Source organism: Streptomyces sp. CA-146814, assembly GCF_050942385.1.
Classification (GTDB): domain Bacteria; phylum Actinomycetota; class Actinomycetes; order Streptomycetales; family Streptomycetaceae; genus Streptomyces.
Window position 1 is genome coordinate 1370080 of the sequence record NZ_CP192068.1, and the last position, 14533, is coordinate 1384612.

15 protein-coding genes are annotated in these 14533 nt (G+C 69.4%); 5 read left to right on the forward strand and 10 right to left on the reverse strand.

All coding sequences use genetic code 11. The features are described from left to right. Positions 1-10: 10 nt before the first annotated feature. From ACQP09_RS06055 to ACQP09_RS06090, 8 genes are all read right to left on the reverse strand, one after another. Positions 11-349 carry a metal-sulfur cluster assembly factor gene (locus ACQP09_RS06055; RefSeq protein ID WP_015607822.1) on the reverse strand — a complete coding sequence of 113 codons (339 nt, stop codon included), beginning with the start codon at positions 347-349 and terminating at the stop codon, positions 11-13. Next, a complete protein-coding gene (gene sufU, locus ACQP09_RS06060) occupies positions 346-801 on the reverse strand; it encodes a Fe-S cluster assembly sulfur transfer protein SufU (protein WP_380954345.1) in 456 nt (151 codons plus the stop codon). The genes ACQP09_RS06055 and sufU overlap by 4 nt, the downstream gene beginning before the upstream one ends. Before the next feature lie 10 nt (positions 802-811). Next, on the reverse strand, positions 812-2080 hold the full coding sequence (locus tag ACQP09_RS06065) for a cysteine desulfurase (protein WP_433396552.1): 1269 nt from the start codon (positions 2078-2080) through the stop codon (positions 812-814). Further along, the gene (gene sufC / locus ACQP09_RS06070) at positions 2077-2841 is read right to left on the reverse strand and encodes a Fe-S cluster assembly ATPase SufC (protein WP_084745288.1); all 765 of its coding nucleotides are present in this window, start codon (positions 2839-2841) and stop codon (positions 2077-2079) included. The genes ACQP09_RS06065 and sufC overlap by 4 nt, the downstream gene beginning before the upstream one ends. A 7-nt stretch (positions 2842-2848) precedes the next feature. Continuing rightward, a complete protein-coding gene (locus ACQP09_RS06075; RefSeq protein ID WP_031125577.1) occupies positions 2849-3166 on the reverse strand; it encodes a bifunctional 3-phenylpropionate/cinnamic acid dioxygenase ferredoxin subunit in 318 nt (105 codons plus the stop codon). After that, positions 3166-4347, reverse strand: coding sequence for a Fe-S cluster assembly protein SufD (gene sufD, locus ACQP09_RS06080; protein WP_433396554.1), 1182 nt, complete (start codon positions 4345-4347; stop codon positions 3166-3168). The genes ACQP09_RS06075 and sufD overlap by 1 nt, the downstream gene beginning before the upstream one ends. A gap of 99 nt (positions 4348-4446) precedes the next feature. Continuing rightward, positions 4447-5868, reverse strand: coding sequence for a Fe-S cluster assembly protein SufB (gene sufB / locus ACQP09_RS06085; RefSeq protein WP_356376931.1), 1422 nt, complete (start codon positions 5866-5868; stop codon positions 4447-4449). Beyond that, positions 5865-6608 (reverse strand): helix-turn-helix transcriptional regulator, encoded by a 744-nt coding sequence (locus ACQP09_RS06090; protein ID WP_433396556.1) that lies wholly within the window; start codon positions 6606-6608, stop codon positions 5865-5867. Before ACQP09_RS06090 ends, sufB begins: the two co-directional genes overlap by 4 nt. Before the next feature lie 136 nt (positions 6609-6744). Here ACQP09_RS06090 and ACQP09_RS06095 point away from each other — a divergent pair, with 136 nt between their 5' ends. From ACQP09_RS06095 to ACQP09_RS06105, 3 genes are all read left to right on the forward strand, one after another. Then, positions 6745-7671: an ABC transporter ATP-binding protein gene (locus tag ACQP09_RS06095; protein ID WP_433396557.1), complete on the forward strand. Its 927-nt coding sequence runs from the start codon at positions 6745-6747 to the stop codon at positions 7669-7671. Next, on the forward strand, positions 7668-8435 hold the full coding sequence (locus ACQP09_RS06100) for an ABC transporter permease (protein WP_433396558.1): 768 nt from the start codon (positions 7668-7670) through the stop codon (positions 8433-8435). Before ACQP09_RS06095 ends, ACQP09_RS06100 begins: the two co-directional genes overlap by 4 nt. A gap of 77 nt (positions 8436-8512) precedes the next feature. Continuing rightward, positions 8513-9496: a COX15/CtaA family protein gene (locus tag ACQP09_RS06105; protein WP_433396560.1), complete on the forward strand. Its 984-nt coding sequence runs from the start codon at positions 8513-8515 to the stop codon at positions 9494-9496. A gap of 62 nt (positions 9497-9558) precedes the next feature. On the opposite strand, the gene ACQP09_RS06110 is transcribed toward ACQP09_RS06105, so the two are convergent. Both ACQP09_RS06110 and ACQP09_RS06115 read right to left on the reverse strand, forming a co-directional pair. Next, positions 9559-9936, reverse strand: a complete 378-nt coding sequence (locus ACQP09_RS06110; RefSeq protein WP_404069944.1) for a hypothetical protein — start codon at positions 9934-9936, stop codon at positions 9559-9561. Between the two features lie 85 nt (positions 9937-10021). Further along, positions 10022-10975 (reverse strand): heme o synthase, encoded by a 954-nt coding sequence (locus ACQP09_RS06115; RefSeq protein WP_433396562.1) that lies wholly within the window; start codon positions 10973-10975, stop codon positions 10022-10024. A 290-nt stretch (positions 10976-11265) separates the two neighbouring features. Here ACQP09_RS06115 and tkt point away from each other — a divergent pair, with 290 nt between their 5' ends. Together tkt and tal are read left to right on the forward strand one after the other, a co-directional pair. Continuing rightward, positions 11266-13368: a transketolase gene (tkt, locus tag ACQP09_RS06120; RefSeq protein WP_433396564.1), complete on the forward strand. Its 2103-nt coding sequence runs from the start codon at positions 11266-11268 to the stop codon at positions 13366-13368. Between the two features lie 46 nt (positions 13369-13414). Beyond that, positions 13415-14533 (forward strand): transaldolase, encoded by a 1119-nt coding sequence (gene tal, locus ACQP09_RS06125; RefSeq protein ID WP_433396566.1) that lies wholly within the window; start codon positions 13415-13417, stop codon positions 14531-14533.

The window sequence follows — 14533 nt, forward strand, 5'->3', positions numbered from 1 at the left end:
TCAGGGCGCGTCAGACGTTGAACCCCAGCGCGCGCAGCTGCTCGCGGCCGTCGTCCGTGATCTTGTCCGGGCCCCACGGCGGCATCCAGACCCAGTTGATCCGGAGCTCGTTGACGATGCCGTCCGTGGCGGACTTCGCCTGGTCCTCGATGACGTCGGTCAGCGGGCAGGCCGCGGACGTCAGGGTCATGTCGAGGGTGGCGATGTTGGCGTCGTCGACGTGGATGCCGTAGATCAGGCCCAGGTTGACGACGTCGATGCCCAGCTCGGGGTCGACGACGTCGTACAGCGCCTCGCGGACCTCCTCCTCGGAGGCCGGCTTCATGGTCGCGGTCTCGTTCTCGCTCATGCGGTCTTCCCTTCGGACAGCGCCTTGGCCGTCGCGTCCTTCCACGCCATCCAGCTCAGCAGCGCGCACTTGACCCGGGCGGGGTACTTGGAGACGCCGGCGAACGCGACCGCGTCCTCCAGCACCTCCTCCATCGCGTCGTCCGGCTCCAGCTGGCCCTTGGACTGCATCAGCTCCAGGAAGGTGGCCTGGATCTTCTGCGCCTCGGCCAGCTCCTTGCCGACGAGCAGCTCGTTCAGCACGGAGGCGGAGGCCTGGCTGATGGAGCAGCCCTGGCCCTCGTAGCTGACGTCGGCGATGGTCTCGCCGTCGTACTTCACCCGGAGCGTGATCTCGTCACCGCACGTCGGGTTGACGTGGTGCACCTCGGCGTCGCCGTCCCGCAGGCCGCGCCCGTGGGGGTGCTTGTAGTGGTCCAGGATCACTTCCTGGTACATGGAATCGAGCTTCACCGTTCCACCCTCAGCCGAAGAAGTTCCGGACGTGCTCCAGCCCGTCCACCAGTGCGTCGACCTCGGCGGGCGTGGAGTACAGATAGAACGACGCTCGCGTCGTCGCGGGAATTCCGTACCGCAGGCAGACCGGGCGGGCGCAGTGGTGGCCGACCCGGACGCAGATGCCCAGCTCGTCGAGGACCTGTCCCACGTCGTGCGGGTGGATGTCGCCGAGCGTGAAGGAGATCGCCGCGCCGCGGTCCTCGGCCGTCGCCGGGCCGATGATCCGCAGGTCCGGGACCTCCAGGAGGCGCTTCACCGCGTACTCGGTGATCGCCTTCTCGTGCTGGTGGATCTTCTCCATGCCGATCGCGGAGAGGTAGTCCACGGCCGCGCCGAGACCGACGGCCTGCGCGATCGGGGGCGTACCGGCCTCGAACTTGTGCGGCGCCGGAGCGTATGTGGACGAGTGCATCGACACGGTCTCGATCATCTCGCCGCCGCCGAGGAACGGCGGCAGGTCCTCCAGGAGCTCCTGCCGTCCCCAGAGCACGCCGATGCCGGTCGGGCCGACCATCTTGTGGCCGGTGAAGGCCACGAAGTCGGCCTGGAGCGCCTGCACGTCCAGCACCATGTGCGGGGCGGCCTGCGAGGCGTCGATGCAGACCAGCGCGCCGACCTGCTGGGCACGGCGGATGATCTGCTCGACCGGGTTGACGGTGCCCAGGATGTTGGAGACCAGCGTGAAGGAGACGATCTTCGTCTTCTCGGTGATGATCTCGTCGATGTTCGACAGGTCGAGCCGGCCGTCGTCGGTGATGCCGAACCACTTCAGCTTCGCACCGGTGCGCTGCGCGAGCAGCTGCCACGGCACGATGTTGGAGTGGTGCTCCATCTCCGTGGTGACGATCTCGGTCTCGCGGTCCACCCGGTAGGGCTCGTCCGCCCAGCCGAGCATGTTGGCCACGAGGTTGAGCGACTCCGAGGCGTTCTTCGTGAAGATCACCTCGTTGCGGCTCGGCGCGTTGATGAAGGCCGCGACCTTGTCACGGGCGCCTTCGTACAGCGCGGTGGCCTCCTCGGCGACCGTGTAGACGCCTCGGTGCACGTTCGCGTTGTGGCGCTCGTAGTACGTGTTGAGCGCGTCGAGGACCTGGCGCGGCTTCTGCGAGGTCGCCGCGGAGTCCAGGTAAACGATCTTCTTGCCGTCGTGGACCGTGCGGTCCAGGATCGGGAAGTCCTTGCGGATCGCCTCGGTGTCGAGGAGGCCGGTGAGCCCCTGTCGGGCGTCAGTCACGCGGAAGCGCCACCCTTCGTGTATGCCTCGTAGCCCTCGTTCTCCAGCTGGTCGGCCAGCTCGGCACCGCCGGAGGCCGCGATCCGGCCGTTGGCGAAGACGTGCACGAAGTCGGGCTGGATGTACTTCAGGATGCGGGTGTAGTGCGTGATCAGCAGCGTGCCGACCTCGCCGGTCGCGCGGACCCGGTTGACACCCTCGGAGACGGTCTTGAGCGCGTCGACGTCCAGGCCGGAGTCGGTCTCGTCCAGGACGGCGATCTTCGGCTTGAGGAGCTCCAGCTGAAGGATCTCGTGGCGCTTCTTCTCACCGCCGGAGAAGCCCTCGTTGACGTTGCGCTCGGCGAAGGACGGGTCCATCTGGAGCCCGGCCATCGTCTCCTTGACCTCCTTGACCCACGTACGCAGCTTGGGGGCCTCGCCGCGGACGGCGGTGGCGGAGGTGCGCAGGAAGTTGGAGACCGAGACACCGGGGATCTCGACGGGGTACTGCATGGCGAGGAAGAGGCCGGCGCGGGCGCGCTCGTCGACGGACATCTCCAGGACGTCCTCGCCGTCCAGGGTGACCGTGCCGCCGGTGATCGTGTACTTGGGGTGACCCGCCAGCGAGTACGCGAGGGTGGACTTGCCGGACCCGTTGGGGCCCATGATGGCGTGGGTCTCGCCCTGCTTCACGGTCAGGTCGACGCCCTTGAGGATCGCCTTCGTGGCGTTGTCGGCCTCGACGGAGACGTGCAGGTCGCGGATTTCAAGCGTTGCCATGGGTGACTCAGGACTCCTGGGTGACGGAGACGAGCACATCGTCCCCTTCGATCTTTACGGGGTATACGGGGACGGGGCGCGTCGCGGGAAGGCCGGACGGCTTGCCGGTGCGGAGGTCGAACGACGAGCCGTGCAGCCAGCACTCGATCGCACAGTCCTCCACCTCGCCCTCCGAGAGCGACACGTTCGCGTGCGAGCAGATGTCGTTGATCGCGAACACCTCGCCCTCGGTGCGGACGACGGAGACCGGTGTGCCGTCGAGCTCGACCCGCTTCGGGGTGTCGTCCTCCAGCTCACTGAGCGCGCACGCCTTGACGAAGGTCATCAGACCGACGCCTTCAGCTCGGCCTCGATCTTGTCGAGCAGCCGCTGCTCCACGTCCGGCAGGCCGATCTGCTGGACCAGCTCGGCGAAGAAGCCGCGCACGACCAGACGGCGGGCCTCCTCGGCCGGGATGCCGCGGGACTGGAGGTAGAAGAGCTGCTCGTCGTCGAAGCGGCCGGTCGCCGAGGCGTGGCCGGCGCCGACGATCTCGCCGGTCTCGATCTCCAGGTTGGGTACGGAGTCGACCCGGGCGCCGTCGGTGAGGACGAGGTTCCGGTTCATCTCGTAGGTGTCGGTGCCCTCGGCCGCGGCCTGGATGAGGACGTCCCCGATCCAGACGGCGTGGGCGCCGTCGCCCTGGAGCGCGCCCTTGTACACCGCGTTGGACTTGCAGTGCGGGGTGTTGTGGTCGACCAGGAGGCGGTGCTCCTGGTGCTGGCCCTTGTCGGTGAAGTACAGGCCGAAGAGCTCCGCCTCGCCGCCGGTGGCCGCGTAGGCGACCCGCGGGTGCAGCCGGACGAGGTCACCGCCGAAGGTGACGACGATCGACTTGAAGGAGGCGTCCCGGCCGACCAGCGCGTTGTGCTGGCCGACGTGGACGGCCGTGTCGTCCCAGTCCTGGACGGAGACGACGGTCAGCTTGGCGCCGTCACCGAGGACGTAGTCGACGTTGGCGGCGAGCACCGCGTCACCGGTGTGGTCGATGACGACGACGGCCTCGGCGAAGGCCTTCAGCTCGATGAGCTGGTGGCCGTAGGCGGTGCCGCCCTCGCCGTGCACGGCGATCCGGATCGGCTCCGTGAGCACGGCCTCCTTGGCGACGGTGACGACCGAGGCCTGCTCGAAGGAGGAGTACGCCTGGGCGGCGACCCGGTCCACCGGCGTACCGGCCTTGCCGAGCCGGGCGTCGTCGCGGCCGACGGTCTCGACCGTGACGCCCTCGGGCGCCTCGATCGCGACCTTCACGCCGCCGCCGTTAGCGACGGCGGTGCCGTCGTGCAGTCCGCGCAGCCGCTCCAGCGGGGTGAAGCGCCACTCCTCCTCGCGACCGTGCGGGACGGGGAAGTCCGCGACGTCGAAGGACGGGGGTGCGCTCATGCGCGTGGCGACGGTCGACTCGGCGGCCACCGCGATGGAGCCGGCGGTGGTGGAGCCCACCGGAGTGTTCTGAGCCTCAGCCATGGCTGTCGTAGTGCTCGCTTTCTCAGTCAAGAAGGGGGGTGGTTCGGTGAGGGCGGGGGCGGCCGCGAGGGCCGCCCCACAGGATCCTCGTACGAGGTCCTAGCCGACCGAACCCTCCATCTGCAGCTCGATCAGCCGGTTGAGCTCCAGGGCGTACTCCATGGGCAGCTCCTTCGCGATCGGCTCGACGAAGCCGCGCACGATCATCGCCATGGCCTCGAACTCGGTGAGTCCGCGGCTCATGAGGTAGAAGAGCTGGTCCTCGGAGACCTTGGAGACGGTCGCCTCGTGGCCCATCGACACGTCGTCCTCGCGGACGTCGACGTAGGGGTAGGTGTCCGAGCGGGAGATCGTGTCGACGAGGAGAGCGTCGCAGAGGACGTTGGACTTCGCGCCCGGCGCGCCCTCGCCGATCTCGATCAGTCCGCGGTAGGACGTACGGCCGCCGCCTCGCGCCACCGACTTGGAGACGATGTTCGAGGAGGTGTTCGGCGCCATGTGGACCATCTTGGCGCCGGCGTCCTGGTGCTGGCCCTCGCCCGCGAAGGCGATGGAGAGGGTCTCGCCCTTGGCGTGCTCGCCCATCAGGTAGATGGCCGGGTACTTCATGGTCACCTTGGAGCCGATGTTGCCGTCGACCCACTCCATGGTCGCGCCCTCGTAGGCCACGGCCCGCTTGGTGACCAGGTTGTAGACGTTGTTCGACCAGTTCTGGATGGTCGTGTAGCGGCAGCGGCCGCCCTTCTTCACGATGATCTCGACCACGGCGCTGTGCAGCGAGTCCGAGGAGTAGATCGGGGCGGTGCAGCCCTCGACGTAGTGGACGTAGGCGTCCTCGTCGACGATGATCAGCGTCCGCTCGAACTGGCCCATGTTCTCCGTGTTGATACGGAAGTAGGCCTGGAGCGGGATCTCGACGTGGACGCCCTTGGGCACGTAGATGAACGAGCCGCCGGACCACACGGCCGAGTTCAGCGAGGCGAACTTGTTGTCACCGACGGGGATGACGGTGCCGAAGTACTCCTTGAAGAGCTCCGGGTGCTCCTTCAGCGCGGTGTCGGTGTCCATGAAGATGACACCCTGCGCCTCCAACTCCTCGTTGATCTGGTGGTAGACGACCTCGGACTCGTACTGCGCGGCGACACCGGCGACGAGGCGCTGCTTCTCCGCCTCCGGGATGCCGAGCTTGTCGTACGTGTTCTTGATGTCCTCGGGCAGCTCCTCCCAGGAGGCCGCCTGCTTCTCCGTGGACCGCACGAAGTACTTGATGTTGTCGAAGTCGATGCCCGACAGGTCGGAGCCCCAGTTCGGCATGGGCTTCTTGTCGAAGAGCTTGAGGCCCTTGAGCCGCAGCTTCAGCATCCACTCGGGCTCGTTCTTCTTCTCCGAGATGTCGCGGACGACAGCCTCGGAGAGGCCGCGCTTCGCCGCCGCGCCTGCCGCGTCGGAGTCGGCCCAGCCGAATTCGTACGTACCCAGACCCTCGAGCTCAGGGTGGGCAGTCTCCGTGGGGAGCGTCATGCGGGGTTCCTCCCGGCCGTGCTTGCAGATGCTGAATGGGTGGTCTGTGGGGGTGCTGTCTGACCGCTGCGCGGCACATAGGTCGTGCACACGCCGTCGCCGTGGGCGAGGGTGGCCAGACGCTGCACATGGGTCCCGAGGAGGCTGGAGAAGAATTCCGTCTCCGCCTCGCACAGCTGTGGGAACTGCTCGGCGACATGCGCCACCGGGCAGTGGTGCTGGCACAGCTGCTCGCCCTGCTGCGGGCCCGGCGCGCTGCGCGCCGTTGCAGCGTACCCGTCGGCGCTCAGGGCCCTGGCTAGGGCCTCCGTGCGCTCGGAGGGCTCCGCGGCCTCGACGGCGGCGCGGTACGCCTCGCCCATCGCCGCCATCCGGGCGCGGGCGAAGGCGGTGACCGCCTCGTCCCCGCCGGATGCGGCGATGAACCGCAGCGCGTCCGCGGCCAGCTTGTCGTAGGACTGGTCGAAGGCGTCCCGGCCGCAGTCGGTCAGGGCGAACACCTTGGCGGGCCTGCCGCGGGTCCGCGCCCCGTAGACCCGCTGTTCACGGGCTTCGACGACATCGTCGGAGACGAGGGCGTCCAGGTGGCGGCGGACGGCGGCCTGGGTGAGGCCGACGCGCTTGGCGAGGTCGGCGGCGGTGGACGGGCCGTGGTCCAGGATGGAGCGCGCGACCCGGTTGCGCGTCGAGCGCTCACCGGTCGCGAGTTCCTCCTGAGGAGCCTCACCGTCGTATTTCACAACACCATTGTTGCGTAATTCATTCGGCCATGACAACCACGGTCCGGAACGATCTACGGTGTGGTTCGTCACTTAGGGTTACCTAATCTGGCCCCGGGACCGGGCCGCCGCCGGACCCTGCCTAGACTTCCCTGCCATGGAGAACGAGCCCGTCGTACAGGTCACCGGCCTGGTGAAGCGGTACGGCACGAAGACCGCGGTGAACGGCCTCGATCTGGTCGTGGCGTCGGGCGCGGTGACCGCCGTGCTCGGCCCGAACGGCGCCGGCAAGACCACCACGATCGAGACCTGCGAGGGCTACCGCCGCCCCGACGCCGGCACCGTACGCGTCCTCGGACTCGACCCGGTCGCCGACGCCGAGCGGCTGCGCCCCAGGATCGGGGTCATGCTCCAGTCCGGCGGCGTCTACTCCGGCGCCCGCGCCGACGAGATGCTCCGCCACATGGCCAGGCTCCACGCCCACCCGCTGGACGTCGACGCCCTGATCGAGCGCCTCGGCCTCGGCTCCTGCGGCCGCACCACCTACCGCCGGCTCTCCGGCGGCCAGCAGCAGCGCCTCGCCCTGGCCCTCGCGGTCGTCGGCCGGCCCGAGCTGGTCTTCCTGGACGAGCCGACCGCCGGGCTCGACCCGCAGGCCCGCCGCTCCACCTGGGACCTGGTGCGCGAGCTGCGCGCCGACGGCGTCTCCGTGGTGCTGACCACCCACTTCATGGACGAGGCCGAGGCGCTCGCGGACGACGTCGCGATCATCGACGCCGGCCGGGTCATCGCCCAGGGCTCCCCGGAGCAGCTCTGCCGGGGCGGCGCCGAGAACACCCTGCGCTTCACCGGCCGTACGGGGCTCGACCTCGGCTCGCTGGTCAAGGCGCTGCCCGACGGCTCCGAGGCCGCCGAGCCGCTCCCGGGGACGTACCGCATCACCGGGACCATCGACCCGCAGCTGCTCGCCACCGTCACCTCCTGGTGCGCGCAGCACGGCGTGATGCCCGACGGCATCTCGGTGGAGCGGCACACCCTGGAGGACGTCTTCCTCGAACTGACCGGCAAGGAGCTGCGCGCATGAGCGCCGGTACGTACACCCCGCGCCCCGGCGCCGCCCCGCTCCCCCGGATGATCGGCGCGCAGACCGCGCTGGAGACCCGGATGCTGCTGCGCAACGGGGAGCAGCTGCTGCTGACGGTGATCATCCCGACGCTGCTGCTGGTCCTGTTCAGCGCGGTGGACATCGTCGACACCGGCTCGGGCGCGTCGGTCGACTTCCTGGCGCCGGGCATCCTCGCGCTCGCGGTGATGTCCACGGCCTTCACCGGCCAGGCCATCGCCACCGGCTTCGAGCGGCGTTACGGAGTCCTGAAGCGGCTCGGGGCCTCTCCGCTGCCGCGCTGGGCCCTGATGACGGCGAAGACGCTGTCGGTGCTGGTCACCGAGGTGCTCCAGGTGCTGCTGCTGACCGCGATCGCCTTCGCACTGGGCTGGTCGCCGCAGGGCAACCCCCTCTCCGTGCTGCTGCTCCTGGTACTGGGGACCGCCGCGTTCTCGGGGCTCGGGCTGCTGATGGCCGGGACGCTGAAGGCGGAGGCGACGCTGGCCGCCGCCAACCTGGTCTTCCTGCTGCTGCTGGTCGGCGGCGGGGTCATCGTGCCGCTGGACAAGTTCCCGGACGCGGTGCAGTCGGTGCTGGGGCTGCTGCCCATCTCGGCGCTCTCCGAGGGGCTGCGGGACGTCCTCCAGCACGGCGCGTCGATGCCGTGGGGCCAGGCCGGGATCCTGGCGGTGTGGGCGGTGCTGGGGCTGGGCGCGGCGGCGAAGTTCTTCCGCTGGGAGTAGCCCCGTCCGCAGGGATCTTCGCGGGCAAGCCGCCACGAACCACCCCTCGTGAAAACGTGCACAAGCCACGTCCTACGATGGTCCGCGTGGAAACCCCCATCACTGCCATCGCCAAGCGCTGGACGCCGTCCACCAAAGTGGTGAAGCGTGCCGCGCTCTCCGCCGTGATGATGAGCGTCTTCATCATCGTGACCGGCGGCGCCGTCCGGCTGACCGGTTCCGGTCTCGGCTGCGACACCTGGCCCAAGTGCACCGACGACAGCCTCTTCGCGACGCCCGCGCAGGGCATGCACGGTGCGATCGAATTCGGCAACCGGCTGCTGACGTACGTCCTGTCGGCCGCCGTCGGCTGGGCGATCATCGCCGTCAGCTCGATGAAGCCGCGTCGCCGCAAGCTGACCAGGCTGGCCTGGACGCAGTTCTGGATCGTGCTCGGCAACGCGATCCTCGGCGGCATCACCGTCTGGGCGGGGCTCAACCCGTGGACGGTGGCCGGACACTTCCTGCTCGCCAACGCGCTGCTCGCGGTCGCCGTGATCACCTGGGTGCGGATCGGCGAGGGCGACGGCCCGGCCCGCCCCCGCGCGCCCCTGCCCGTACGCCGGCTCTCCTGGGCGATCCTGGCGACCACCGTGGTGCTCATCGTGCTCGGCACCTCGGTGACCGGTTCCGGCAAGCACGCGGGCGACAGCAGCGACGTACCGCGCATGCCGTGGGACTGGTCGGCCGCCGCACACATCCACGCCATCGCCGCCTGGGTGGTCTGCGCGCTGGCCATCGCGATGTGGCTGGCCCTGCGGGTGGTCGACGCCCCCGCCGACACCCGGGCGCGCGCCCGTGACCTGCTGGTCGTGCTGCTCGCCCAGGGCGCGATCGGGTACGTCCAGTACTTCACCGACGTCCCCGAGATCCTGGTCGGCGTCCACATGTTCGGCTCCGCCATCATGTGGATCGCCGTGGTCCGGCTGGTGCTGAGCATGCGCGAGCGCGGCGACGAGCAGCCGACCACGCTGCCGGGTCCATCCGCCTCCGCCGAGCAGCGGGAGTCGCAGGCGGTCTGAGAGACCCTGCATACGGAGAAGGGGCGGCGGGCCTGTGCCTGCCGCCCCTTCTCCGTACCCGCTCAGCTGTCGTTGGACGGGCCGCCGACCTGGATCCCGGCCATCCGCGACCACTCGTACGGGCCCGTGCGGACCTTCAGCGCGAAGTCGCCGTCGAACTCCTCGTGCATCGTGATGCCGGACTTCTCCGCCGCGCTCTCGGCCACCGCGTACGTCGGCGCCACCAGGTCACCCCAGGCGCCGTCCTGGCCGACCAGGACGATGCGGGCGCCCGCCTGGCCGATGTAGGCGAGCTGCCCTTCGGCGCCGCCGTGCTCCTTGGCGAAGGCGCCGATCTCGCGGGCCAGCTTCGCCGCCTTGCGCTCCGCGCGGGCCGCCTTCCTGGCGTCCGTCCGTGAGGTCTGCTCCGTGTCTGCTGCGTCTGCTGCCGTCTCTGCCATGGACAGGATGCTACCGACGGGTAGGAGGAACGGCGACGGGCGGGTCACGTGGCTTGTGCCACGTGACCCGCCCGTGAGACCTGGGCTAGCGGAGGAAGGGGTCCACCGCGACGGCCAGGAAGAGCAGCGAGACGTAGGTGATGGACCAGTGGAACAGCCGCATCTCCTTGAGCTTGGCGCCACTCACCCCGGCCCTGGCCCGGTTCTGCAGCCCGTGGGCCTCCCAGAGCCAGAAGCCGCCCGCCAGCAGCGCCACCGAGAGGTAGAACCAGCCGGTGTAGCCCAGCGGGGTGAGCAGCAGCGAGACGCCGACCATCACCCAGCTGTAGATGACGATCTGCCGGGCCACCACCTGGTTGGAGGCGATGACGGGGAGCATCGGGACGCCGACCCGGGCGTAGTCCTCCTTCACCTTCATGGAGAGCGGCCAGTAGTGCGGCGGCGTCCAGAAGAAGATGACGGCGAAGAGGATGACGGCGGCCCAGGAGAGGGAGTTCGTCACGGAGGACCAGCCGATGAGCACCGGCAGGCAGCCGGCGATGCCGCCCCAGATGATGTTCTGCGAGGTGCGGCGCTTCAGCAGCATCGTGTAGACGACGACGTAGAAGAGCAGCGCCCCGAGAGCGAGCGCGGCGGACAGCCAGTTGACGAGCAGTCCGAACCAGAGCGTCGAGATCACCGCGAGCGAGATACCGAAGACCAGGCACTCGCGCGGGCTGACCATCCCGGTGACCAGCGGACGCTGCGACGTACGGTCCATCAGCGCGTCGATGTCGCGGTCGATGTACATGTTCAGCGCGTTGGCGCCGCCCGCCGAGAGGTAACCCCCCAGCGTGGTGGCGAGCACCAGCCACAGGTCGGGTACGCCCTGGGCGGCGAGGAACATCACCGGAACGGTGGTGATGAGCAACAGCTCGATGATCCGTGGCTTGGTAAGCGCCACGAATGCCTTGACACGGGCCCCGTACGGGCGATGGCCCCTTGGGCTGGGAGTCAAGGCGACCCCTGCGGGTCGGGACTCGACGGCCGTCACGCACACCCCTGACAGAGAAATCCCAGCAAGCTCCGGGCCGGAAAGGCCCTTGTGAAGACTTGCGCGAACTCGACCACTCTAGACGTTGGGGATACACCGCCCTTCGCGGGGGTGGGGTCGTGTTGAGGGTGACTGTGCGATGTACGGGACCCGTCCGCCGGGAGGCGAAGTGGGCAGCTCGCCCGCACCCTGGAAAGTGCCCGGAAAGCGCGCCCTGTGGCGGGGGTAGGCTCGACAGCGCCCGGTGCGGTAACAGTCACCGGCTTACGAACAGTGGAGAGGAGCCCTGACTCAGGGTGAGCATCAAGCCGACCACCACAGACCTCCAGTGGACCGATTTGGACCAGCGGGCCGTGGACACCGCCCGCGTCCTCGCCGCGGACGCCGTACAGAAAGTCGGAAACGGCCACCCGGGTACGGCCATGAGCCTGGCTCCCGCCGCGTACACCCTGTTTCAGAAAGTCATGCGGCACGACCCCGCGGACGCGGAGTGGACCGGCCGCGACCGGTTCGTCCTGTCGGCCGGTCACTCCAGCCTGACCCTGTACATCCAGCTCTACCTCGCCGGTTACGGCCTGGAGCTGGAGGACCTGAAGTCCTTCCGGACCTGGGGCTCCAAGACCCCGGGCCACCCGGAGTACGGCCACACGACGGGTGTCGAGACGACGACCGGTCCGCTGGGCCAGGGTGTCGCCAACGCGGTGGGCATGGCGATGGCCGCCCGCTACGAGCGCGGCCTGTTCGACCCCGAGGCGGCCCCCGGCACCTCCCCGTTCGACCACACGGTCTGGGTCATCGCCGGTGACGGCTGCCTCCAGGAGGGCATCTCGGCCGAGGCGTCCTCGCTGGCCGGCCACCAGAAGCTCGGCAACCTGGTCCTGCTCTGGGACGACAACCACATCTCCATCGAGGGCGACACGGAGACCGCGGTCTCCGAGGACACCTTGAAGCGGTACGAGGCGTACGGCTGGCACGTCCAGCGCGTCGAGCAGGCGGCCAACGGCGACCTGGACCCGGCGGGTCTGTACGCGGCGCTGCAGGCGGCCAAGGCCGAGACCGAGCGCCCCTCGTTCATCGCGGCCCGCTCGATCATCGCCTGGCCCGCGCCGAACGCGCAGAACACCGAGGCCGCGCACGGCTCGGCGCTCGGCGATGAGGAGATCGCGGCCACCAAGCGGGTCCTCGGCTTCGACCCGGAGCAGACCTTCGAGGTCTCCGACGCGGTCATCGGCCACACCCGTGAGGCGCTCGACCGCGGCCGCGAGGCCCGCGCCGAGTGGGACAAGGCGTTCGCCGCGTGGCGCACCGCCAACCCGGAGCGCGCCGCCGACTTCGACCGGATCGCCGCGGGCGAGCTGCCCGCGGGCTGGGAGGAGAAGCTCCCGGTCTTCGAGCCCGGAAAGGGCCTGGCCACCCGTGCCGCGTCCGGCAAGGTGCTCCAGGCGCTGGGCGAGGTCGTGCCCGAGCTGTGGGGCGGCTCCGCCGACCTGGCCGGCTCGAACAACACCACGATCGACAAGACGTCGTCGTTCCTCCCGGTGGGCAACCCGCTGCCGGAGGCCGACCCGTACGGCCGCACGATCCACTTCGGAATCCGCGAGCACGCGATGGCGGCCGCGATGAACGGCATCGCGCTGCACGGCAACACCCGCATCTACGGCGGCACCTTCCTGGTGTTCTCCGACTACATGCGCAACGCGGTGCGGCTCTCCGCGCTGATGCACCTGCCGGTGACCTACGTGTGGACGCACGACTCGATCGGCCTCGGCGAGGACGGCCCGACCCACCAGCCGGTGGAGCACCTGGCCGCGCTGCGCGCCATCCCGGGCCTGAACGTCGTGCGCCCGGCCGACGCCAACGAGACGTCCATCGCCTGGCGCGAGATCCTGCGCCGCTACACCAAGGAGTTCGGCGTGGGCGCCCCGCACGGTCTGGCGCTGACCCGCCAGGGCGTGCCGACGTACGAGGCGAACGAGGACGCGGCGAAGGGCGGTTACGTCCTTTTCGAGGCGGAGAGGCCCTCCGGGCAGAGCGCAGAGCCGCAGGTGCTGCTCATCGCGACCGGCTCCGAGGTCCACGTCGCCGTGGAGGCGCGCGAGCAGCTCCAGGCCGCCGGTGTGCCGACCCGGGTCGTCTCGATGCCGTGCGTCGAGTGGTTCGAGGAGCAGGATCAGGGTTACAAGGAGAGCGTGCTCCCGCCGTCGGTCAAGGCGCGGGTCGCCGTGGAGGCCGGCATCGGCCTGACCTGGTACCGGTACGTCGGGGACGCCGGCCGGATCGTCTCGCTGGAGCACTTCGGTGCCTCGGCCGACGCGAAGGTCCTCTTCCGCGAGTTCGGCTTCACCGCCGAGAACGTGGCCGCCGTAGCGCGGGAATCCCTCGAAGCCGCAGCGCGCTGACGCCGTATATACGACGTAGATATACGACTAGTAGGAGATGCAACCCATGACAGACGCACTCAAGCGCCTCTCCGACGAGGGCGTGGCGATCTGGCTCGACGACCTGTCGCGCAAGCGCATCACGTCCGGCAACCTGGCCGAGCTGATCGACCAGAGCCACGTCGTCGGCGTCACCACCAACCCGTCGATCTTCCAGAAGGCGATCTCGCAGGGCGACGGTTACGAGCAGCAGCTCACCGACCTCGCCGCCCGCCGGGTCACCGTCGAGGAAGCGGTCCGCATGATCACGACGGCGGACGTCCGCGACGCCGCCGACATCCTGCGCCCGGTCTTCGACGCGACCGGCGGCCAGGACGGCCGGGTCTCCATCGAGGTGGACCCGCGCCTGGCGCACAACACCCTGGCCACCACCGCCGAGGCCAAGCAGCTGGCCTGGCTGGTCGACCGGCCGAACACGCTCATCAAGATCCCGGCGACCAAGGCCGGTCTGCCGGCGATCACCGAGACCATCGGCCGGGGCATCAGCGTCAACGTGACGCTGATCTTCTCGCTGGAGCGGTACCGCGCCGTCATGGACGCCTACCTGGCGGGCCTGGAGAAGGCGAAGGCCGCGGGCCTGGACCTCTCCAAGATCCACTCGGTGGCGTCCTTCTTCGTGTCCCGCGTGGACACCGAGATCGACAAGCGCCTGGACGCCATCGGCTCCGACGAGGCGAAGGCCGCCAAGGGCAAGTCCGCCCTGGCCAACGCGCGCCTGGCCTACGAGGCGTACGAGGAGGTCTTCGCGGGCGAGCGCTGGGAGGCGCTGGACAAGGCGCAGGCCAACAAGCAGCGTCCGCTCTGGGCCTCCACCGGCGTCAAGGACCCGTCCCTCAAGGACACCCTGTACGTCGACGACCTCGTCGCCCCCAACACGGTGAACACCATGCCGGAGGCGACCCTGGAGGCCGTGGCCGACCACGGCGAGATCACCGGCAACACCGTCGCCGGCGGCTACGACCAGGCGCGCGCCGACCTCGACGCGATCAAGAAGCTCGGCATCTCGTACGACGAGGTCGTACAGCTGCTGGAGGACGAGGGCGTCGAGAAGTTCGAGGCGTCCTGGAACGACCTGCTCAAGTCGACCGAGGCGGAGCTCTCGCGCCTCGCCCCCTCGGAGGGCTGA